20 protein-coding genes, 1 tRNA gene, 2 riboswitches and 1 other annotated feature are annotated in these 21,330 nt (G+C 32.6%); of the genes, 20 read left to right on the forward strand and 1 reads right to left on the reverse strand.

Annotated elements, in window-relative coordinates; genetic code table 11:
* The first annotated feature begins 22 nt into the window (after positions 1 to 22).
* From CCE28_RS18770 to CCE28_RS18810, 9 genes are all read left to right on the forward strand, one after another.
* Positions 23 to 1,144: a PIN/TRAM domain-containing protein gene (locus CCE28_RS18770; RefSeq protein WP_095135265.1), complete on the forward strand. Its 1,122-nt coding sequence runs from the start codon at positions 23 to 25 to the stop codon at positions 1,142 to 1,144.
* A 138-nt stretch (positions 1,145 to 1,282) separates the two neighbouring features.
* Positions 1,283 to 1,975 (forward strand): 2-C-methyl-D-erythritol 4-phosphate cytidylyltransferase, encoded by a 693-nt coding sequence (gene ispD / locus CCE28_RS18775; RefSeq protein ID WP_095135266.1) that lies wholly within the window; start codon positions 1,283 to 1,285, stop codon positions 1,973 to 1,975.
* Between the two features lie 24 nt (positions 1,976 to 1,999).
* A complete protein-coding gene (ispF, locus tag CCE28_RS18780) occupies positions 2,000 to 2,473 on the forward strand; it encodes a 2-C-methyl-D-erythritol 2,4-cyclodiphosphate synthase (protein ID WP_095135267.1) in 474 nt (157 codons plus the stop codon).
* Positions 2,474 to 2,610: 137 nt separating this feature from the next.
* On the forward strand, positions 2,611 to 4,089 hold the full coding sequence (gltX, locus tag CCE28_RS18785; RefSeq protein WP_095135268.1) for a glutamate--tRNA ligase: 1,479 nt from the start codon (positions 2,611 to 2,613) through the stop codon (positions 4,087 to 4,089).
* A gap of 18 nt (positions 4,090 to 4,107) precedes the next feature.
* Positions 4,108 to 4,326: a binding site (T-box leader), on the forward strand.
* A gap of 53 nt (positions 4,327 to 4,379) precedes the next feature.
* Positions 4,380 to 5,051: a serine O-acetyltransferase gene (gene cysE / locus CCE28_RS18790; protein WP_095135269.1), complete on the forward strand. Its 672-nt coding sequence runs from the start codon at positions 4,380 to 4,382 to the stop codon at positions 5,049 to 5,051.
* Positions 5,038 to 6,438: a cysteine--tRNA ligase gene (gene cysS, locus CCE28_RS18795; RefSeq protein WP_095135270.1), complete on the forward strand. Its 1,401-nt coding sequence runs from the start codon at positions 5,038 to 5,040 to the stop codon at positions 6,436 to 6,438. The genes cysE and cysS overlap by 14 nt, the downstream gene beginning before the upstream one ends.
* Before the next feature lie 108 nt (positions 6,439 to 6,546).
* The gene (locus CCE28_RS18800; protein WP_095135271.1) at positions 6,547 to 7,047 is read left to right on the forward strand and encodes a hypothetical protein; all 501 of its coding nucleotides are present in this window, start codon (positions 6,547 to 6,549) and stop codon (positions 7,045 to 7,047) included.
* Positions 7,048 to 7,068: 21 nt separating this feature from the next.
* On the forward strand, positions 7,069 to 8,679 hold the full coding sequence (locus CCE28_RS18805) for a carbon starvation CstA family protein (protein ID WP_095135272.1): 1,611 nt from the start codon (positions 7,069 to 7,071) through the stop codon (positions 8,677 to 8,679).
* Positions 8,680 to 8,816: 137 nt separating this feature from the next.
* Entirely contained in the window at positions 8,817 to 9,626 is an 810-nt protein-coding gene (locus CCE28_RS18810; protein ID WP_095135273.1) for a MerR family transcriptional regulator, read from the forward strand.
* A gap of 206 nt (positions 9,627 to 9,832) precedes the next feature.
* Here CCE28_RS18810 and CCE28_RS18815 read toward each other — a convergent pair whose 3' ends face one another.
* Positions 9,833 to 11,554: a Na+/H+ antiporter NhaC family protein gene (locus CCE28_RS18815; RefSeq protein ID WP_095135274.1), complete on the reverse strand. Its 1,722-nt coding sequence runs from the start codon at positions 11,552 to 11,554 to the stop codon at positions 9,833 to 9,835.
* Between the two features lie 136 nt (positions 11,555 to 11,690).
* A riboswitch (Lysine riboswitch) is annotated at positions 11,691 to 11,869 on the reverse strand.
* 135 nt (positions 11,870 to 12,004) lie between these two features.
* Positions 12,005 to 12,107, forward strand: a riboswitch (TPP riboswitch).
* Between the two features lie 80 nt (positions 12,108 to 12,187).
* On the opposite strand from CCE28_RS18815, the gene thiT reads away from it, so the two are divergent.
* The 11 genes from thiT (at position 12,188) to CCE28_RS18875 (ending at position 21,218) form a co-directional block, all read left to right on the forward strand.
* Positions 12,188 to 12,709, forward strand: a complete 522-nt coding sequence (thiT, locus tag CCE28_RS18820) for an energy-coupled thiamine transporter ThiT (protein ID WP_095135275.1) — start codon at positions 12,188 to 12,190, stop codon at positions 12,707 to 12,709.
* 291 nt (positions 12,710 to 13,000) lie between these two features.
* A complete protein-coding gene (locus CCE28_RS18825) occupies positions 13,001 to 15,190 on the forward strand; it encodes a YcdB/YcdC domain-containing protein (RefSeq protein ID WP_176461914.1) in 2,190 nt (729 codons plus the stop codon).
* Positions 15,191 to 15,291: 101 nt separating this feature from the next.
* Entirely contained in the window at positions 15,292 to 15,954 is a 663-nt protein-coding gene (locus CCE28_RS18830) for a B3/B4 domain-containing protein (protein ID WP_095135279.1), read from the forward strand.
* A gap of 353 nt (positions 15,955 to 16,307) precedes the next feature.
* Positions 16,308 to 16,733, forward strand: coding sequence for an NUDIX hydrolase (locus CCE28_RS18835; protein ID WP_095135281.1), 426 nt, complete (start codon positions 16,308 to 16,310; stop codon positions 16,731 to 16,733).
* 716 nt (positions 16,734 to 17,449) lie between these two features.
* Positions 17,450 to 17,890, forward strand: a complete 441-nt coding sequence (locus tag CCE28_RS18845; RefSeq protein WP_095135285.1) for a Mini-ribonuclease 3 — start codon at positions 17,450 to 17,452, stop codon at positions 17,888 to 17,890.
* Between the two features lie 33 nt (positions 17,891 to 17,923).
* Positions 17,924 to 18,292 (forward strand): hypothetical protein, encoded by a 369-nt coding sequence (locus tag CCE28_RS18850; RefSeq protein WP_095135286.1) that lies wholly within the window; start codon positions 17,924 to 17,926, stop codon positions 18,290 to 18,292.
* A gap of 15 nt (positions 18,293 to 18,307) precedes the next feature.
* Entirely contained in the window at positions 18,308 to 19,066 is a 759-nt protein-coding gene (gene thyX, locus CCE28_RS18855) for an FAD-dependent thymidylate synthase (RefSeq protein ID WP_095135287.1), read from the forward strand.
* Between the two features lie 11 nt (positions 19,067 to 19,077).
* Complete coding sequence (gene rlmB / locus CCE28_RS18860; protein ID WP_095135288.1) at positions 19,078 to 19,821, forward strand: 23S rRNA (guanosine(2251)-2'-O)-methyltransferase RlmB; 744 nt, start codon at positions 19,078 to 19,080, stop codon at positions 19,819 to 19,821.
* A 1-nt stretch (position 19,822) separates the two neighbouring features.
* The gene (locus CCE28_RS18865; RefSeq protein WP_334293526.1) at positions 19,823 to 20,356 is read left to right on the forward strand and encodes an NYN domain-containing protein; all 534 of its coding nucleotides are present in this window, start codon (positions 19,823 to 19,825) and stop codon (positions 20,354 to 20,356) included.
* Positions 20,357 to 20,434: 78 nt separating this feature from the next.
* The gene (gene sigH, locus CCE28_RS18870; protein WP_095135290.1) at positions 20,435 to 21,079 is read left to right on the forward strand and encodes an RNA polymerase sporulation sigma factor SigH; all 645 of its coding nucleotides are present in this window, start codon (positions 20,435 to 20,437) and stop codon (positions 21,077 to 21,079) included.
* A 62-nt stretch (positions 21,080 to 21,141) separates the two neighbouring features.
* Positions 21,142 to 21,218: transfer RNA gene (locus CCE28_RS18875), tRNA-Thr, on the forward strand.
* Positions 21,219 to 21,330: the final 112 nt, after the last annotated feature.

The following is a 21,330-nucleotide window of genomic DNA, read 5'->3' on the forward strand; positions in this document are numbered from 1 at the left end:
ATGGATAGGAGGTGAAAAGATAATGTTTAACAAAATAATTAGAGGAGCCCTAACATTAGCAGGAGCTTCAGCCGGATATGCATTATCTGTACTATTTGTTGATGTATGGGAAAATCAACAACTTTTTAATATACCTGATCTGACGCCTATGACCGAATTGTCCATATGGTTGTCAGGAGCTTTAATTGGAGCTATTATATTATTTTTAACAACACCGAGGTTGATGTCAAAAGGTCTAAATACAGCTAATCGGTTAGAAAAAGAATTACAAAAGATACCAACTATGGATATTATTATTGGTTCATTCGGTCTTATATTAGGTTTATTTATTGCCTATTTAATTGGAAGCCTTTTAACGAAAATACCAATACCTTTTCTAGGGACGGCATTATCATTTGTAGTTTACATATTCTTAGGTTATCTAGGTATAAGTATTGCAACAAAAAAGAAAGATGAACTTGGCAATATAGCATCTGCTATAAAGAAAATTCCAAGTGCAAAAGAAAAGACTCAAACAAAGAAGCCAGAAGGAGCTTCACCTAAGATATTAGATACAAGTGTTATTATAGATGGAAGAATAGCAGATATTACTCAAACAGGTTTTATAGAAGGACCACTAGTCATACCAGAATTTGTTTTAGAGGAATTAAGACATATAGCAGATTCATCTGATAGTTTAAAGAGAACAAGAGGTAGAAGAGGCCTTGATATATTAAATAAAATTCAAAAGGAAATAAAAGCAGAAGTAGTTATAACTGACAAAGATTTTGACGAAGTTTCAGAGGTGGATATTAAATTACTTAGATTAGCCCAATTCATGTCTGGAAAAGTAGTTACTAATGACTATAACTTAAATAAGGTTGCTGAATTACAAGGAGTTCCTGTACTTAACATAAACGAACTGGCAAATGCACTAAAACCAGTAGTGTTGCCAGGCGAAGAAATGGTAGTACATGTAATTAAAGAAGGTAAAGAATCTGGTCAAGGTGTAGCCTACTTAGATGATGGTACTATGATAGTTGTAGAAGGTGGAAGAAAACACATTGGTCAAACTATGGGAGTATTAGTAACCAGTGTACTACAAACAGCAGCAGGACGAATGATCTTTGCTAAACCAAAGGGAATTGTAGATAAAACGGCATAATATATCATATTAATAACCTGGCATTTTGCCAGGTTATTTTAATTATTAAATTTATAGGGGGGATATACATGGACTTGAAAATATACTATGAAAATGATATTTTAACCTATAGAGTATATTTTTTAAAGGAGAAATAATATGAATACAGCAATTATTTTAGCGGCAGGAAAAGGGAGCCGCATGAAGGCTCAACTTAATAAACAATATTTAATATTAAAGGAAAAGCCTATTTTGGCTCATACCATAAGTGTTTTTGAAGAAAGTCCTTTAATAGATGAAATAATTCTTGTTATTAGTGAATTTGAACATGACCTTTGTAAAAATAAAATATTAGATAAATATAAATTTAAAAAAGTGAAAAAAATAGTAAGTGGAGGGAAAGAAAGGCAGCATTCTGTATTAAAGGGTATAAATGCAGTGAATGAAAAGACAGACATAGTATTGATACACGATGGAGCACGACCACTTCTTACTAAGAATGTAATAAAAAAGTGCGTTGATTCTGCTAAGGAATATGGAGCCGCATCGGTAGGAGTTCCCATAAAGGAAACTATAAAAATTATGGGTAAGGATAAGTTTGTAAAATACACACCGAAGAGAGAAAACGTATGGGTAACTCAAACGCCGCAGGCCTTTAGTATAGAAGTTATTAAGAGAGCCCATGAAGTTGCCATAGAACAGGAAATTTTAGGTACAGACGATGCCATGTTAGTAGAACATATGGGTGGAGATGTTAAGATGGTAGAAGGAGATTATGAAAATATAAAAATAACTACTCCTGATGATTTAATAACAGCAGAGGCCATACTGGCACATAAGAAGCATATATAATCTTAAACTAAGGAGGAAATCATAATGAGAGTTGGATTGGGTTATGATGTACATAAATTAGTAGAAGGAAGAGAATTAATAATAGGAGGAGTTAATATAGATTACCATCTAGGTTTACTTGGTCATTCAGATGCGGATGTATTACTACATGCCATAAAGGATGCCATATTAGGAGCAGCAGCCCTAGGAGATATAGGTAAGCACTTTCCAGATACGGACCCTAAATATAAGGGGGCAAGTAGTATAGAATTATTAAAAGAAGTTAATAGGATAGTAAGGGAGAAGGGGTATAAGGTAAATAATATAGATTCTACCATAATAGCTCAAGCCCCAAAGATGGCACCTCATATAGAAAAGATGAGAGAAAATATAGCCACTAGCCTAGGAGTAGACATGGACTGTATAAATGTAAAGGCAACTACTACGGAAAAATTAGGTTTTACAGGAAGAAAAGAAGGCATAGCAGCAGAAGCTATTGCAAGCATTGTGAGTATATAGATAGAGGCCATAGTAGTAGCCTATAAAAGGCTTTTTACTATATCCTTGATTAAGGATATTATTTCATATATAATAAAAAGATGTAAATATAGATATAAACACAAAAATTTAAATAGATAATCTAAGGAGGAATTTGTATGACTGTAAGAGTAAGGTTTGCTCCAAGTCCTACAGGATTTGTACATATTGGAAGTTTAAGAACGGCACTTTATAACTACCTATTTGCAAAGAAAATGGGTGGAAAATACATCCTAAGAATCGAAGATACGGATAGGACTAGATTAGTTGAAGGTGCTATTGAAAACATGATAGAAGCTTTAAAGTGGGCAGGAATTGAACACGATGAAGGTGCTATGCTAAGAGACGGAAAAATAGTAGAAGAAGGTGAGTTTGGTCCTTATACTCAATCTGAGAGACTTGATATATACACTAAGTATATTGATGAGTTATTAGAAAAGGGACATGCGTATCACTGTTTCTGTTCTAAAGAAAGATTAGACCAAGTACGTGAAGAGCAAAGAGCTGCTGGTACTACACCAGGATATGATGGAAAGTGTAGAGACATCTCAATAGAAGAGGCAAAAAAGCGTATTGAAGCTGGAGAAGAGTATGTAATAAGATTAAGACTTCCAGAAAACAAAAACATCACATTCAATGATGTGGTAAGAGGAAGTGTTACAGTAAATACTGCTGACTTAGATGACCAAGTATTAATCAAGACTGATGGATTCCCAACATATCATTTTGCAGTAGTAGTGGATGATCATTTAATGGGAATTACTCATGTTATTCGTGGAGAAGAGTGGATCATATCTACTCCAAAGCACGTATACTTATACGAGGCCTTTGGATGGGAAGCACCAAAGTATGTTCACTTACCAAATATATTAAATAGTGAAAGAAAGAAATTGAGTAAGCGTCATGGAGATGTGGCTGCAAAGGACTTTAAAGCTAAAGGATATTTACCAGAAGGTTTAGTAAACTATTTAGCTTTAGTAGGTTGGTCTCCAGAAGATAATCAAGAATTATTTACTATGGAAGAACTAATTGAAAAGTTCTCTTTAGAGAGAGTTTCAAAAAGTGGTGGAGTTTTTGATAAGGATAAATTAAATTGGGTAAATAGCCATTATATAAAGGAATCTGCTCCTGAGAGAATTACTGACTTAGCTATTCCTTACTTAATAGAAGCAGGATTCATAACGAAAGAAGATGCAAAGGAAAAGTATGAGTGGTTATGTGACATGGTTAAGCTTCTTCAAGAGAAGATTGACTATGTGGCTCAAATTACAGATAAGGTAGATATTTTCTTTAAAACTGAAATAAAACCAGAAGATGAAAAGGCAGAAGAAATATTAAAATTAGACCATCTATCTCACTTGTTAGATGTGTTTAAGGAAAAGGTAGAAGCAGCTGATATTATCGATGAAGCCTTTGGAAAGAAAGCTCTTAAGGAAATCCAAAAGGAACATGGATATAAGGGTAAAAACCTATTCATGCCAATAAGAGTAGCCTTAACTGGAGCAGTTCATGGACCAGATTTAAACTTAATGTTAAAAGTTTTAGGTAAACAAAACATCATAAACCGCATAGTATATGTAAAAGAAAACTTATTATAAAATTTTTAAATCATATGGATAAAGACTGTGAATAGGAAAAGTAAGTTTTAATATGCTTTTAGAGAATGACCATCATGGGCTGAAAGTGGTCTAAGATTATATTAAAACCGAAAATGCACCTAGGAGTCGTGGCCTGAAATAATAGTAGGGTTTATGGGGTGGCACCCTTATATGCCAACTAAGCTGAGAAGGAAACTTCTAAGCAGAGTGGAACCGCGATAAATCTTCGTCTCTGTATTTTTATAGGGACGAAGATTTTTTTATTTAAAAATTTTCCATGGAGGTGACCTATGTTTAAACTATTCAAAGAAATAAATGAAGATATAGAAGCAGTATTAGAGAGAGATCCAGCGGCTAAGTCAAAATTTGAGGTTATCGTATGCTATCCCTTTATTATTAGTATAATAAGTCATAGAATAGCTCACGGTATAAACAAGAGAGGATTTACTACTTTAGCCAGGTTCATGTCTCAAGTAAGTCGTTTTTTTACAGGAATAGAGATACATCCGGGAGCTACTATTGGGAAGAGATTATTTATTGACCATGGTATGGGCGTGGTCATAGGAGAAACGGCAGAAGTTGGAGATGATGTTACCCTATATCAAGGAGTTACTTTAGGGGGAACTGGAAAAGATATAGGTAAGAGACACCCTACTATAGGAAACAATGTGGTAGTTAGTAGTGGAGCTAAAGTACTTGGACCATTTAAAGTTGGAGACAACTCAAAGATTGGATCAGGTGCTGTAGTATTAAAGGAGGTTCCACCTAATTGTACGGTGGTAGGTATACCTGGACGGGTAGTTATTAAAGATAATATAAGAATAAAAGAAAAGATAGATTTAGATCAAATACACCTACCAGATCCAGTTATGCAAGAGCTTGAATGTCTACGAAAGAGAATAACAAAGTTAGAAAAAGAGTTACAATATAAAAAGGGGAGTGCCAATAATGAAGATTTATAATACTCTAACAAGACAAAAGGAAGAATTTAAACCAGTAGATGAAAAGGAAATTAAAATCTATGCATGTGGGCCTACTGTATATAACTATTTTCATATAGGAAATGCTAGACCTTTTGTAGTCTTTGATACTTTAAGAAGATATTTAGAATACAGAGGACATAATGTAAAATTTGTTCAAAACTTTACAGATGTGGATGACAAAATAATAAATAAGGCTAGAGAAGAAGGTATTAGTGCAAAGGCAGTAAGTGAAAAATACATTAAAGAGTATTTTGTAGATGCAGATGCCATAGGAGTAAAAAGGGCAGATATTCACCCAAAGGTAACTGAGTGCATAGGGGATATTATAAAGTTTGTAAAATCCTTAGTTGAAAAGGGATATGCTTATGTAGTTGATGGAGACGTATACTATGATACTTCTAAGTTTGAAGAATACGGAAAGCTATCAAAACAAAGTATAGAAGATTTAGAAGCTGGGGCTAGGATTGAAGTTAAGGATATAAAGAAGAATCCAACGGACTTTGCCCTATGGAAAAAGCAAAAGGCTGATGACGAAATAGCATGGGGTTCTCCTTGGGGTAAAGGGAGACCTGGGTGGCATATAGAGTGTTCTGTAATGAGCACTAAATACTTAGGTGAAACTATAGATATTCATGGTGGTGGACAGGATTTAATATTCCCACATCATGAAAATGAAGTGGCCCAAAGTGAAGCGCATACAGGAAAGCCATTCTCTAAATACTGGATGCATAATGGATATATAACTATAAACAATGAAAAAATGTCTAAATCTAAAGGAAACTTCTTTACAGTAAGAGATATACTAAAGGAGTTTGATGGAGAAGTAGTGAGATTTTTCTTACTTTCAGCCCAATACAGAAATCCAATTAACTTTAGTAGAGATCTTATGGAGCAATCTCAGAATGGATTGGAAAGATTATATAATGCTAGAAATAATTTAAATCACTTACTAAGAAATGCTGAAGATGGTACTATGGATGAGGGCGAAAAGGCTGTGTATGAAAGACTATTAACTTACAAAGATAAGTTCATAGAAAATATGGATGATGACTTAAATACGGCAGATGCTATAGCAGCCATATTCGAATTAGTTAAAGATATTAATACTAATGTTAAAAGTGAATCTTCTAAAGAACTAATGGAAAAATCCTTAGATTTATTTAATGAATTAACAGGAGTACTTGGTATAGTTACTAAGGAAGAAGAAGAGGTAGATGAAGAGGTAGAAGCATTAATTGCAGAAAGACAAGAGGCTAGAAAAAATAAGGACTATAAGCGTTCGGATGAAATCAGGGATCAACTAACAAACATGGGTATCATATTAGAAGATACTCCTCAAGGACCAAAGTGGAGTAGAAAAAAATAAATGATCAGGCGAAAGCCTGATTATTTTTTTGTAATAATTGCTGAATCTATTGATAAATTTTGAATAATGTGTTAATTTAGTTAAAACAATTGTAAAAGGATGGATATTATGGAAATTAAAAACTATATAAGTAGTATTGAAAATAGATTAAATGCATATTTTGATATAAACAGGAATTACTTTTATGATGAAAAACATATGAACATAATGGCCACCCACAACTGCAAAAACTCTAGATATTTCATGAGTAAAAGGGTAAATATATATTCCTTTGAAAATAACGAAGTCATATTTCTAAAGGACTATGAGCATATAAATTTAGATATATTAAACTCCTTCATAAAAACTTTAGAATCCTCTGTAGATGATTTTGTGACTCCCAGTGATGAGCATATGAGTACTGATATAACAGGGGTATTAGTAGTAGGCAAAGGAGAAATAGATGAAGATTTAATTAAAAGGGTTAAAAAATATAAGTTTTATAAGAGCTTCATGTTTGGTTTTAAAGGATGGGTAAATATAAAGCTTATATTAGTTAATGTAAATGATAAAAAAATCATTACAAACAAAAAAGGAAAGGGGGCAAGGTCGGTTTACGACGTTTTCTAAAAATTTTTAGGAGGGGATTCCATGAATTCACTATGGTTAATTTTAGTTAGTATTGTGGTATTTTTTATTGCGTACGTAACTTATGGAAGTTGGTTAGCTAAACAGTGGGGGATAGATGAGACTCGAGAGACTCCAGCCCACACTCAAAACGATGGTGTAGATTATATGCCAGCTAAATCGCCAGTACTTTTAGGTCATCACTTTGCATCAATAGCGGGGGCAGGGCCTATAGTAGGACCTATTGCCGCAGCAGTATTTGGATGGCTACCAGTTATGCTTTGGATAATTATTGGAGGGATATTCTTTGGTGGTGTACAAGATTACAGTTCCATATTTGCATCTATAAGACATGATGGTAAATCTATAGGTGAAATTATAGAAGTTAATATTGGTAAAAAGGGTAAGAAGTTATTTGGTATATTTGCTTGGCTTACATTACTATTAGTTATAGCGGCCTTTGTTAATATAGTTGCTAATACCTTTGTAAGTGTACCAGCAGCAGCTTCATCATCAGTAATGTTTATAATGCTTGCCATATTATTTGGTTTCTTTGTATATAGAAGGGGAATGCCTCTTGGTATTTCTAGTATAATTGGTGTAGTACTTTTATTTGGATGTATAGTACTTGGAGTAAAGTTTCCATTAGTTCTTTCTAAACAAGTATGGATATATATATTATTGGGATACATATTTGTTGCATCTGTAACTCCCGTTTGGATACTACTACAGCCAAGAGATTATTTGAACTCATTCTTATTATATGCCATGCTTATAGGGGCTGTTTTAGGTATAGTAATATATAGACCGACTATAGAATTGCCAGCAGTTACTTCTTTCAACGTGGGAGGAAAACTATTATTCCCTATGTTATTTGTAACTGTGGCCTGTGGTGCCATATCTGGATTCCATTCATTAGTTGGATCGGGTACGTCTTCTAAACAATTAGACAGCGAAGCAGATGCTAAGATTGTTGGATATGGAAGTATGCTTATAGAATGTGTCCTTGCAGTTATAGCAATCATAACAGCAGCTTATGTGACTAAGGATAAGTTTGCAGAGTTATTAGGTGCTGGAGGTCCTATAAATGTATTTTCCGATGGTATAGGAGTATTTATGTCTAAGTTTGGAATTCCTTATGCTACGGGTAAATCTTTTGTAGCATTAGCTATATCAGCCTTTGCCCTTACTAGTTTAGATACGGGAACAAGACTTGGAAGATTCATATTTCAAGAGATGATTGATCAAAAGGAAGGGGAAAGTGAAAATATATTAGCCAATAGATATGTGGCTACAGGTATTACGGTTGTTTTAGGAGGATGGTTAGGTAGTGGTAGTTGGACTAAGATTTGGCCAATATTTGGATCAGCAAATCAATTACTAGCAGTACTAGCCCTAATAGCCGTTGCCGTATGGTTAAAGAAAAGTGGAAAGAATTATAAGATGTTCATAATTCCTATGATATTCATGCTAGCCGTAACTGTATTTGCTTTAATATTACTCATAAAGCAAAATCTTGCCAGTGAAAATTATATATTAGTGGCATTACCAGCACTGCTGTTACTATTTGCGTTAATATTAACTAAGGATGCATATAAGGTGTTTACAAGTAATGATAAAGAGCACATAGTATAAAATTAAAAGGGTGTGGAAAAATTTCACACCCTTTTAATTTTTCGAATTTTTTAAAAGTTAATAGATAATATTTGAAAGTTAGTATAGAATATAGGTAAATAGGTTACTAAATAAATTTTAATGGGGAGTTATGAAAAATGAATGATATGTTTTCAATTGGACAAGTGGCAAAGATACATAGAATATCTATTCAGACCCTAAGGTATTATGACAGAATAGACCTATTAAAACCTGAACATACAGATGAAAAAACTGGTTACAGATATTATACTGAGGCACAATTAGAAACATTAGAAACTATAAGTTATTTGAAATTATTAGGAATGTCATTAAAGGATATAAAAAATTATTTAAATGAAGGTCATGTGAAAAATAGCAAAGAACAATTAAAGTCTCACTTAAAATTAGTAGATGAAAAGATAGAAGAATTAAATTACGCAAGGAAAAAAATAATCAATAAATTGAACATAATAGATAAGGCCCTTTTAATAGACGATTTTAAAGTTCATGAAAAATATATAGGTGAAAGAAATATAATATATAAACCTCTAATTAATGGTCAGGATTTTACTGAATTTGGTATGGCCATAAAGGACATATATGAAATGGCCAATGAACATTACCTTGAAGTGAAGGATGAAGTAGGAGTTACTCTGGAATATGAAGATGTTCTAAAGGGTAAATACGAGTCTTTCTCAGGCTTATTTTTATTCACACAGGATGATGATGTGAGCGATATTAAAAAATTACCTAAGGGCAAATATGTGTGTTCGTATCATAGGGGTAAGTACAAGGATACCCATAAAACATTTAAAAAAATGTTAGATTATATTAAGAATAAGGGATATGAAGTTACAGGTAAAGTTGTAGAAATATCTTTAATTGACCTACTTGTGGCTAAAGATGAACGAAATTATATAACAGAAATACAAATTCCCGTAAAATAAAGGACCATGAAATTCATGGTCCTTACAGATTGTAGACAAAGTCTACAAGATTATAGACTTTTGACAAAATTTAAGTTCGAGGCGTGCTGAAACCAAGAGACCGCAGCGTATATAGACATACGTAAGGGTTCTTGGTTTCAGCAACAACGAAGAAATTCGGGTTTGTCAACAGCCTAAAAGGACCATGAAATTCATGGTCCTTAAATTTATGCTACTTTATTTTCAATATTCTCTACTGCATCTGGTACACTTTTTCCAAAGAACTTAACTACTACAAATATTAATATGATAGCTACTGGTAGTACTATCCAAACTGGAATTCCAAGTCCTACAGGAATATATCCAAATAATACGGATATTAGGCCTACGCTTAAAGCATAATATAGCTGAGTCTTAACGTGTTCTAAGTGGTCACATGCAGAACCCATGGAAGATAATATGGTCGTATCTGATATGGGAGAACAGTGGTCTCCAAAGATTGCGCCTGTTAAAACTGCTCCTGCACTCATTACTACATAACTAGTTTCTGGAGATATGGCATAAGCTAGAGGTATAGCTAATGGCATTAGGATACCCATAGTACCATATGAAGTTCCTGTAGCAAAGGATATGATAGATCCTAATACAAATATTATTGACGGTAATAAGAATGCTGGAATCTTATCTGATAAAATTGAAACTAAAAATTTAGCAGTACCTAATTCCTTAATAGTTCCTGATAAGGACCAAGCTAATAATAATATTACTGCTGTAATAACTAATGACTTTGTGCCTTGAACCCAAGTATCAATTGCTTCAGATACGGTAAGAATTTTCTTTCCTACAGCCATGATTATGGCAATTACACTGGCGATTAATGCTGCTTGGAATAAAACTATACTTGCATCAGATGCACCAAAGGTTTCTCTAATGGCCATTACTGACAATGGAGATCCATCTACTGCTGCTTTAACAGTTTCATCTAAATACCCATATCCATTAAAGTAAAAACCAACAAATGCTGCGACTATTAATGTACTTATAGGAATTATAGCATTCCATACACTTAATGTGATTCCTTCCTTTGGTTCTAAATCATCACCTTCATCACAGGACATGGCAGTAGCTCCATCTGGTAATAATTTTCCTGTAGTTCTAGCTCTAACTTCCGCCTTGTGCATTGGTCCAAACTCTTTTAACATTATGGATGTGGCAACTATAAATACTAATATAAGAATGTTATAAAATCTATAAGGTATAGTTTCCATAAATACACCATAGGCATTTACACTTTGTCCAATGGATTCATAGGCGTCTTTTATAAGTCCTATTTCATAACCTACCCAAGTGGAGATAAGGGCAATACCTGCAATTGGAGCAGCTGTAGCATCGATTATGAAGGCCAATCTCTCTCTAGATATCTTTAATTTGTCTGTTACTGGTCTCATAATAGGACCTACGATTAAGGCATTTGCATAATCATCAAAGAATACAACTAAACCTAAAAGCCAAGTTACTAATTGGGCACTTACAGGAGTCTTAGCTCTTTTGGCTAGAGCTTCAGCTACGGCCCTTGCTCCACCCATTTTAGATATAACACCTATAAGGCCTCCGATTGCTAAACACTGAAGGATAATACCTGCATTCCAGCTATCAGCAAGGGAACCTAATATGTGGTTAACAATATTTAAAAAACCGTGGATAATAGCACCAAAGAAATTATTTGTGTTAAGTGCTATTAAGAAAGTCCCGGAGAACACTCCTATGAATAAGGACAGTACCACGTTTTTAGTCACAAAAGCCAATGCGATGGCAACTAATGGTGGTAATAATGTTAATAAACCATATTTGTCTGCATTAGCTTGGGCCACTTCTGGGTCCACAGCTAAAGAGACAGTAGTCATTAATAAAATAAATAATAAAGTAAGTATAAAGACTCTTCTTTTCATTTTTTCTTCCCCCTATTTTGTCTATCCGTTTACTAATTCAAACTTATATTGCTATTGGGGTGTAAAATAAAAAAACTCCTTAAGCTAAGGCTTAAGGAGTTAGAAACACGTCAAAAAAACGTATGATATTTCTAATTCCAACAATAGCCCTCCACAAAGAAAAACTTTGTGACAGTCCCATACATATTCTGTATAGTCCCAACATATGACCTTAAAGCTATCAGTCATACATTTCGGCGAAATTTCCTTTCTCATAACGTCAAAGTTGCTTAACTCAGTTATAATACTAATAAATATCGCACCTCTATTATTGAACTGCAAACGGATTATTTAAATGTATGCTTAATATAATAGTATCTTTTAGAAAATGTGTCAATAGTAAAAATATGAAAGGTCATTTTTGACAAAAATTTATAGGTATGATATTATGGTCGTGAAATTGAATAGTTATGTATTCACTGGGGGTGCCTAAAGGCTGAGAGCAGACTTGATTCTGTAACCCTTTGAACCTGATCTAGTTAGAACTAGCGAAGGGAAGTGTAGTGATTTTTTAATAAAAAACCATGTGCTTTCCAAGTACATGGTTTATTTTGTTTACTAGGCAATTATGTATTTTTTTAGGAGGGGTTATAAATGAAAAATTCTTCAACAAAGAAATTAATTGAAGGTGGTATAGTTATAGCTTTGGCATATGTACTTAGTCTTGTTAAAATATATCAACTTCCCAATGGCGGTTCTATAACAGCTGGTAGTATGGTTCCTATCTTAGTATATGCCCTAAGATGGGGAGGTGGACCGGGAGTTTTCGTTGGAATTGTATATGGTACAATACAATTCATATTAGGTCCTAAATGGTCTTTTCACATAGTATCAATTTTGTTTGATTATAGTGTTGCTTTTGGATTTTTAGGACTGGCTGGTTTCTTTAAGGGAAGTCTACCAAAGGAAATGCTAGGAGTGTTTATAGGTATATTTATGAGATTTGCAGCCCATGTAGTTTCTGGGGTTGTAGTATGGTCCTCTTATGCACCAGAGGGAGTAAGTCCCCTTACCTATTCAATTATATATAATGGTTCCTATTTGATACCTGAAATAATAATTTCAATATTCATATACGGACTTTTACATAAACCACTTAAAAATATGAAATATTAAAATAGGCCCTCTTTTGAGGGCCTTTTTATTGTCTAGGAAAGTTAATTATCATGAAAACTATAAATCAATAAAAAAAGAAGGGGTTGTAGGTGAAGAGTTCCCCTGCCTCTTTGAAGGAGGGTGCTCAGATTGCGGTAGCAATCGTCGAAGGAAACCATAGGGGTTCCTAGCGAAGCATAGGTCGCATGCCTTTTTTATATAAAAAACTTTTTATTATTAGAGTACTATTACATTATTTGTGGAAATATATTACAATGTAATAGGAAATAAAAGGAAAAGGGGATGTTAAATTTGCAAAGAAAGATTATGAGTCTTTTTTTAGTTCTTGTGATGGTATTTTCAATTAGTATGCCAGCCTTTGCTAATGAAGACACAAGTGAAACCAATGTGAAAATATCAAAGGATAAGGCGACGGACATAGGAAAGGAGTTTCTAAAGAATTATTTTGCCACAGAGATTGATGAGAAAAAATTTGAAACGAGAATAGAGTTAGAAAAGAGTTGGAGACAGAAAGACAGTAAAGTATGGAGAATAAGATGGAGAAATCGTAAAGAAAATGGTGGAGTTAATTTTCGTGTTGAAATAGATGCTAATACGGGAATTTTATTGGATTGTACCAAGGATTCTTATGATTATGATGAAAAGATAAGTGTACCATCCATATCAGAAGAAGAAGCTAAGAAAAAAGCTCAAGAGTTTCTTAAAAAAATTCAACCAGGAAAAGTTGGAAGTGTTAAATTAAGAAATGAAGAAAATAGAATAATGAATAGATATGACATTTCTAATTATAGATTTGAATATGTAAGACAAATAAATGGTGTGGAATTTCCTTCTAATGGCATAAATCTAGGGATAGATGGAACAAATGGGGAATTGATAGAATATAGAATAAACTGGGACTACAATATAGATGCACCAAAAGTAGAGAATATAATAGATAAAGAAGAAGCTAGAAAATTGCTAGAAGATGAAGTTGCTATGGAGAAATATTATTTAGGAATTAGGGATGAGGAAACTAGAAAAACTAAAAATATCAAATTAGTATATAGAGCAAGTTATAAGGGAAAGAATGAATTAGATGCTAAAACAAAAGAATTTAAAGAATACAATATAGATAAAAACTTAGAGAGTAAAGATATATCCTTTGATAGAAAACAAGAAATATACAAAAAAGCTTTAAATATTAAAAAAGAGAAAGTAGACAAAGAAAGGGCTGAAGAAATAATCAAAACCCTTTTAAAAGACCTGTATGAAAAAGAGATAGAAATAGATTCCATAGAATATATGGAGAACGTTAATAGATATAGAAATGCTGGAAAGAATTGTTGGGAAGTGGAGTTTAGAAAAAAAGGTGCAGAAAAGTATGATACAGATGGAGGAATAACTATAAACGCAGATACGGGAGAAATATTAAGCGTTAATATTTATAATTACAGACGTGGATCAGAAGAATTTGAACTAAAGTTAACTTGGAATGAAGCATATGATAAGGCTATAGAAGCTATAGAAAGATTTTATCCAGATAAAATAAGGGATATAGATACTAATCAAAACCATTATAAAAGATTAGATGATGATGAAATAGAAAGAGATTATTATTTTCATTTCTCTCGAAAAGAAAATGGCATAGGATTTGATGGTGATTCCATAAATATAAATATAAGTGCACAGGACGGAACAATAGAAGATATCCATATGAGATGGACTGATAATATGGAGTTTCCAAATCATGTTGGGAAAATTTCAGAAGAAAAAGGAAAAGAATTATGGCTTAAGAATTTAGAGTGCAAATTAATATACTCTAAGGATATGGATAAAAAACATAATAAGCTAAACTTAGTTTATGTATTAGAAAATAAAATTAATAGATATGGATTAAACATAGATGCTAACACTGGTACGTTTGTAGATTATTCGGGTAAAGAAGTTAAATTAGATGAAAAACCTAATGTGGATAAAAATCATCCATATATACAAGAATTAAAGGTATTGGCAGCTAAAGAAGTTATTGATATAGATAAAGTCAGTTTAAATAATGAAATAACTTTAATAGATGCAGTGAAAATGTTAACTAAGGCTAAAGGATATAGAGCCTATAGAGCTAATAGATATGAAGACTTAAAGTTTACTAACATATCTAAAGAAGATGAGAACTACAGTATCTTAAAGGGCGCTGTATATTTTAAAATATTAGATAATGAAGCTGTAGAATTTAATAAAGAAAAGAAAGTTAACAATATGGATATGGCTAAGCTTATGGTAAAAGCCCTAGGTTATGAAAAATTAGCTAAGGCACAGGACATTTATGTACTGCCATTTAAAGATGCTAATAAGATAAGTGAAGAAGATAAGGGATATGTGGCTCTTTGTAAAGGTCTTGGATTGATTGAAGGTGAAGAATTTAATCCACAGAAGAATATTACTTACTTAGATATGGCTATAATCATATATAAGTCCTTGGAAAATTTTAAAGAATATTAATAAATAAAGGTGGATGTCCACCTTTATTTATTAATATGATCATGTATATGATTATTGAAAATTCTGGTTGTTAGGTTAAAATATATATTGAGGTGATACTAATGATAAACATAACCATATCAGATGAAATTAAAAATAATATTCCAACCATGGCATTAGGTGTAATACATGGAGATGTAAAAGTAACAGAACACAATGATAAACTTTGGGAAGAAATAGATAAAGCTTGTGAAGAACTAAAGAATAAGTTAGAAGTAAAAGACATAGCAACTCTTCCAAATAATAAAGATGCTCGAGATGGATACAGAAAATGCAAGAAAGATCCTACTAGATACAGAATAGCATCAGAGGCCCTAATAAGAAGAGTAGTTAAAGATAAGGGATTATATAAGGTTAATAATTTGGTAGATATAAACAACTTACTATCTATAACGTCATACTATCCTATAGGATGCTTTAACATGGATAAGATAGAGGGTGACGTGGTTATGAGAGTTGGTAAGAAGGATGAACCTTATGAGGGCATTGGTAGGGGTGTTCTTAATATAGAGTTTATGCCTGTGGTGAGTGATGACCTAGGAGCATTTGGAAGTCCTACTAGTGATAGTGAGAGAACCAAAATAACTAAAGATACTACTAAGATGCTAATGACCATACTTGCCTTTGGAGGAACAGAAGGATTAAAGCAGTGGAATGAAAAGGCTAAGGAACTATTTGAAAAATACGCAGATGGAGAAAATATAGAAACGTACATAGTAGAATAGATAAGATATGAGATAGTTGATTTCACATTAATTTGTTTAATCAACTATTTTGTTAATAAGGGGGAATTGGGCATATGGATAAGATTATATTTAATATCTATGGATGCAAATTACTAGATACTATAAGGAAAAGAGTTTAAAATTATCCAATAAAACTAAAACAGCCATGTAAAATTGGCATAGTATATATTACGGCAGGATTTTTTATGGTCATATTTAGTGCGCTCTAGAAAATAAAAAAATCTGTAAATTAAATTCACTTATAGGAGGAATTATATGTTTTTTAAAGAAAACTAGATTTTAAAATGATAATAAAAATACAATAGTTTTAAAATTATAGGCGGTGGGATGAAATGTTAGAAGTGAATTATCATGAACTAGGTGAAGTCAGTGATGAAAAGTTGGAATTTGCCATAATAGGTACTACTTTTTGTGACAAGTGGGTATTTGTAAAACATAAAGATAGAACCACTTGGGAGATACCAGGTGGCCATAGAGAGTATGGCGAGGACATAAATCATACGGCAAAGAGAGAGCTTTACGAAGAAACGGGAGCTAAAGAATGTGATGTGATTCCCTTGTGTGAATACTCTGTAACCATAGATAATAATACTAGATACGGAAGGCTTTTTTATGCAGAGGCAGAAAAAGTAGGGGACCTTCCTAATATGGAGATAAAGGAAGTGGGAGTTTTCCATGAGTTACCTGAAAATCTCACTTATAAAGAAATACAACCTATTATATTTGAAAAATTATTAAATTGGCAAAAAAATATATAAAACAATTATGGTCAGTATCATTTCATGATACTGGCTTTTTTATTGTAAATATTTCAACGGAAAAAATTCTTGTCATACTAAAGGTTATTTTGTCTGCATAAAATGTCTTATTTGAAAGAAAAGTAATTAACTTTAACAGTATAGGACTTTTAATTAAGTTCAGCTTGAACTTTAACTTAATCTTTAAAAACTTAACTTTTTAAGGATAGTACCTAAACTTGAAATTAATGTTTTAAGGTTATGAACTTTATGAAGAATGGGTGCAGACGAGTAATATACTAATTGATAAGAATGAAATTTAAGGAATTATAAAAATATAAGAGATAGATTTTTATGTGGAAGGCTTATAATACAAATATGTTCATTTTTCTACATTGTAACAGGTGTTATCAGGAAAATGAAGAGATGTTTTGTCTAAAACCATATGTTAAAATGAGAAAAAAGCTAAAAAAATCCAATAAACAAAATATTTCCCGAGAAATATATATGAATCCACAAAATAATTCAATGCTATAAACAAAATAAGACAAATAAATGGATGGTTCTAAGAATTTGTATTCAAGGTCAGTTTTATAGTGGAATAATCTATTATAATTTAAAATCTATAGAAAATAATAATAGAAAGTACTTATGGTCCTTAAGAAGCCTTTAATCTTTAGCCAAATTATAGTATCATTTAGAGTAGTGTAAACTATAAAAAAGTTGAGGTATTATATATGGGAAATGATTTTTTGAAGTCTTTGAACTTAGAAGAAAAAACAGAAAATGAAGTGAAATTTTTAAATTCTTTAGTATTGGCCCATATGGGAGATGCAGTATATGAGGTATATATAAGACAATATGTCCTTCATAAATACGGTGGATATGTGAATAACATACATAAAAAATCCACCAAGTTTGTAAAAGCCTCTGCACAAGCTCGTATAGTCCATGGACTTAGTGATGAGTTTTCAGAGGAGGAATGGGGTGTAATAAAGAGGGGAAGAAATAATAAGTCTAGTACGGTTCCTAAAAATGCTAATATTTCAGATTATAAATATGCAACGGGCTTTGAAGCATTAATAGGATATTTATATTTGACAAATAAAAAAGAGCGTATAGAAGAGATTATATTAAAGGGAATTAATATATTAGAAGAGGAACTGGAAGCTAATTAGGTATAAGATAGTCATATGAAGAGGTGGGATAAAGTGAGCAAAAGAGAGAAAATAATGCTATATGTTACAATTCTACTAACTGTTGTACTTGTAGGTAAATCTCTATTTTTCGATGAAGTAAAGGTGAGTGGAGATGAACTTAAAGTAAAGAAATTTGTAGAGTTAGCTGTTAAAGAAAACCCTAAATACAATAACTTCTTTGCAAGAAAGAACATAGTAACTTATAAGGTAACATCCATATCAAAGGTTAGTGAAGAGGGAACATCACATATTGGATATATGGGAAATGATAAATATATAGAAGCTGATGTAGATGGGAAATATAGAGTTAAAGTGACTGGATATTTTCTTAGAATCTTACCGTTTAAAAAATTTAGTGTAGAAAGTAATACAGAATCATAAAGGGGATGAAGTGAAGTGAATGTGAAATTAATCCAATATACTAATGAACCAGAAAAGGTTGTAGCGACAGCAGCTAAATTATGTTACTCTCCTAGTGGTGTAGATGAAATACAAAAGGGATTAGATGATGAAAAAATCGAAAAATTTATTAGTATGCTAATGGGATTAGGTCATGAATCTCCCATTGAACATATAAACTTCACCTTTGCAGCAGAAGGTATAAGTAGAGTTTTAACTCATCAATTAGTTAGACATAGAATTGCTTCTTATTCCCAACAATCTCAAAGGTATGTAAAGTTAGACCAGTTTGAGTACATAATTCCACCAAGTATAAAAGGAATAAAAGAGGCTGAAGATAAGTTTATAAAAGCTATGGAAGAAGATCAAAAGACATATGATGAATTAGTTGGGATTTTGCAAAAAAAACATATGGATAAATTTTTGAAAGATGGTATAAGCGAGAAAAAGGCCAAGAGTATGGCAGAAAAAAAAGCTATAGAAGACAGTAGATATGTATTTCCAAATGCCTGTGAAACTAAGATTGTATTTACTATGAATGCTAGAACTTTAATGAATTTTTTCCATCATAGATGTTGTGAAAGAGCACAATGGGAAATCCGTGAAATGGCAACAAGAATGTTAATGGAAGTTAGAAAAGCAGCCCCTAATATATTTAAATATGCAGGTCCAAACTGTTTAAAGGGAACTTGTCCAGAAGGTGCCATGACCTGTGGAAATATAAAGGCTGTAATAGAGAAGTTTAAAAATATATAAAGAGGTGTGAAATGAGTAATATAGATAAAATTGAAGGTAGAAATCCTATAATAGAAGCATTGAAATCAAATAGGGAAATAGATAAGATAGTTGTAGCAAAAGGATCAGAAAGTGGATCTATGAAAAAGATAATGGCCATGGCCAAAGAAAAGGGTATAGCCATATCATTTGCTGAAAGAAAGAAATTAGATCAAATATCAGAATCACATAATCATCAAGGGGTTATAGCTTATGTAGCAGCTCATACCTATGTGGATATAGATACTATACTAGATAAAGCGAAAGAATTAGGTGAAGAACCATTTATTATAATATTAGATGAAATTACAGATCCTCATAATTTAGGTTCCATAATGAGGACTGCAGATGCAGCAGGAGCCCACGGTGTTATAATTCCAAAGAGAAGGTCCGTAGGATTGACGTCTATTGTGGCAAAGACCTCTGCTGGAGCTATAGAGTATGTTCCCGTATCTAAAGTTTCTAACATAGCATCTACTATAGATTACTTAAAAGACAAGGGCCTTTGGATAGCTGGAGCTGACATGAAAGGTGAAGTTTCATATAAACAAAATTTAAAGGGAAGTATAGGCCTTGTTATAGGTAGTGAAGGAAAGGGTATATCTAGATTAGTGAAAGAAAAATGCGATTTCCTAGTAAAATTACCAATGAAGGGACAAGTATCATCTTTAAATGCATCTGTGGCTGCCAGTGTATTAATGTATGAAGTTGTAAGGCAGAGAGAATTTACGAAATAGGGTGGTAAATTTGGGAAAATACTTGTTGGTAGATGGTTATAACATAATAAATGCATGGCCTAGACTTAAGAAGATAGGTGCCACTAACTTAGAAGAAGCAAGGGAAAAACTTATTGAAGATATAGTTGAGTATAAGCATTATACAGGGGAAACAGTAACAATAGTCTTTGATGCCCATTTGGTGAAAAAAAGTAGAATGAAGAAAATTAATATAAAGGGTGTCTCTATAATATTTACTAAAGAACATGAAACGGCAGATTCTTACATTGAAAAAAGAGTAGAAGAGTTAACTAAAAATAGGAAGAATCAAGTTAGGGTTGCCACATCAGACTGGGCCGAACAACAGGTGGTCTTAGGCAGTGGTGCCACTAGAATATCCGCAAGGGAACTCAATATAGAAATGGATCAAGTTAAGAAGAAAATTCGTATAAAAACTGAGGAGACAAAGAAGATAAGATCAACATTAGAGGAAAGAATTGACTCGGAAATTGTCGAAAAGCTTGAAAAATGGAGAAGAAGTCAAGGTCTTTCTTGACGACCTTTTCCTTATTAAGTTATAATTAACATACGGTTTTTTTACAGATGAATAAAAATTAGAGGAGTTGTGTATAAGGTGAATGTACAGGGGGACGCTTACGAAAAAACAGATTCATTAGTATTAGTCGATGAAGAAATGGTGCAAGCGGCTCGAGGAGGAGATTTGCAGGCTCAAGAATACTTGATTAAAAAGTATAAGAATTTTGTTAGGGCCAAAGCTAGATCTTATTTTTTAATAGGAGCTGACAGGGAAGACATAATTCAAGAGGGTATGATTGGGCTGTTTAAAGCCATAAGAGATTTTAAGGAAGACAAGCTATCTTCTTTTAGGGCTTTTGCAGAGCTTTGTATAACAAGGCAAATAATAACAGCCATAAAGACAGCTACAAGGCAAAAACATATTCCTCTGAATTCTTATGTTTCACTAAACAAGCCTATATACGACGAAGAGTCAGATAGAACTTTGTTAGATGTAATATCTTCTACTAGAATATCAGATCCAGAAGAACTCATAATATCTAGAGAAGAATTAAAGTTTATAGAAGGAAAAATAGGTGAAATACTGTCAGATTTAGAATGGACTGTACTTATGTCCTATCTGGAAGGAAAGTCCTACCAAGAAATGGCAGTAGAACTAAATAGACATGTTAAATCTATAGACAATGCGTTACAGAGAGTCAAAAGAAAGTTAGAAAAATATTTAGAAAGTAGAAATGAATAAATTTATTTATATGCAGTGAATGTTGACTTACAACTTATTTGATAGTAAAATAAGATGGTAGTGCCCATGTGGCTCAGTAGGTTAGAGCGTCGCCTTGGTAAGGCGGAGATCGGCGGTTCGAATCCGCTCATGGGCTCCAAAATACAAACTTACATATATGGATACACACGGATAAGTTTACCAACCTGTCTGTGTTAAATATACTTATTTTAAATAGGGAGGAATAAAAGATGGCTAAAGTTAAATTTGAA

Source organism: Anaeromicrobium sediminis (genome assembly GCF_002270055.1).
GTDB lineage: Bacteria > Bacillota > Clostridia > Peptostreptococcales > Thermotaleaceae > Anaeromicrobium > Anaeromicrobium sediminis.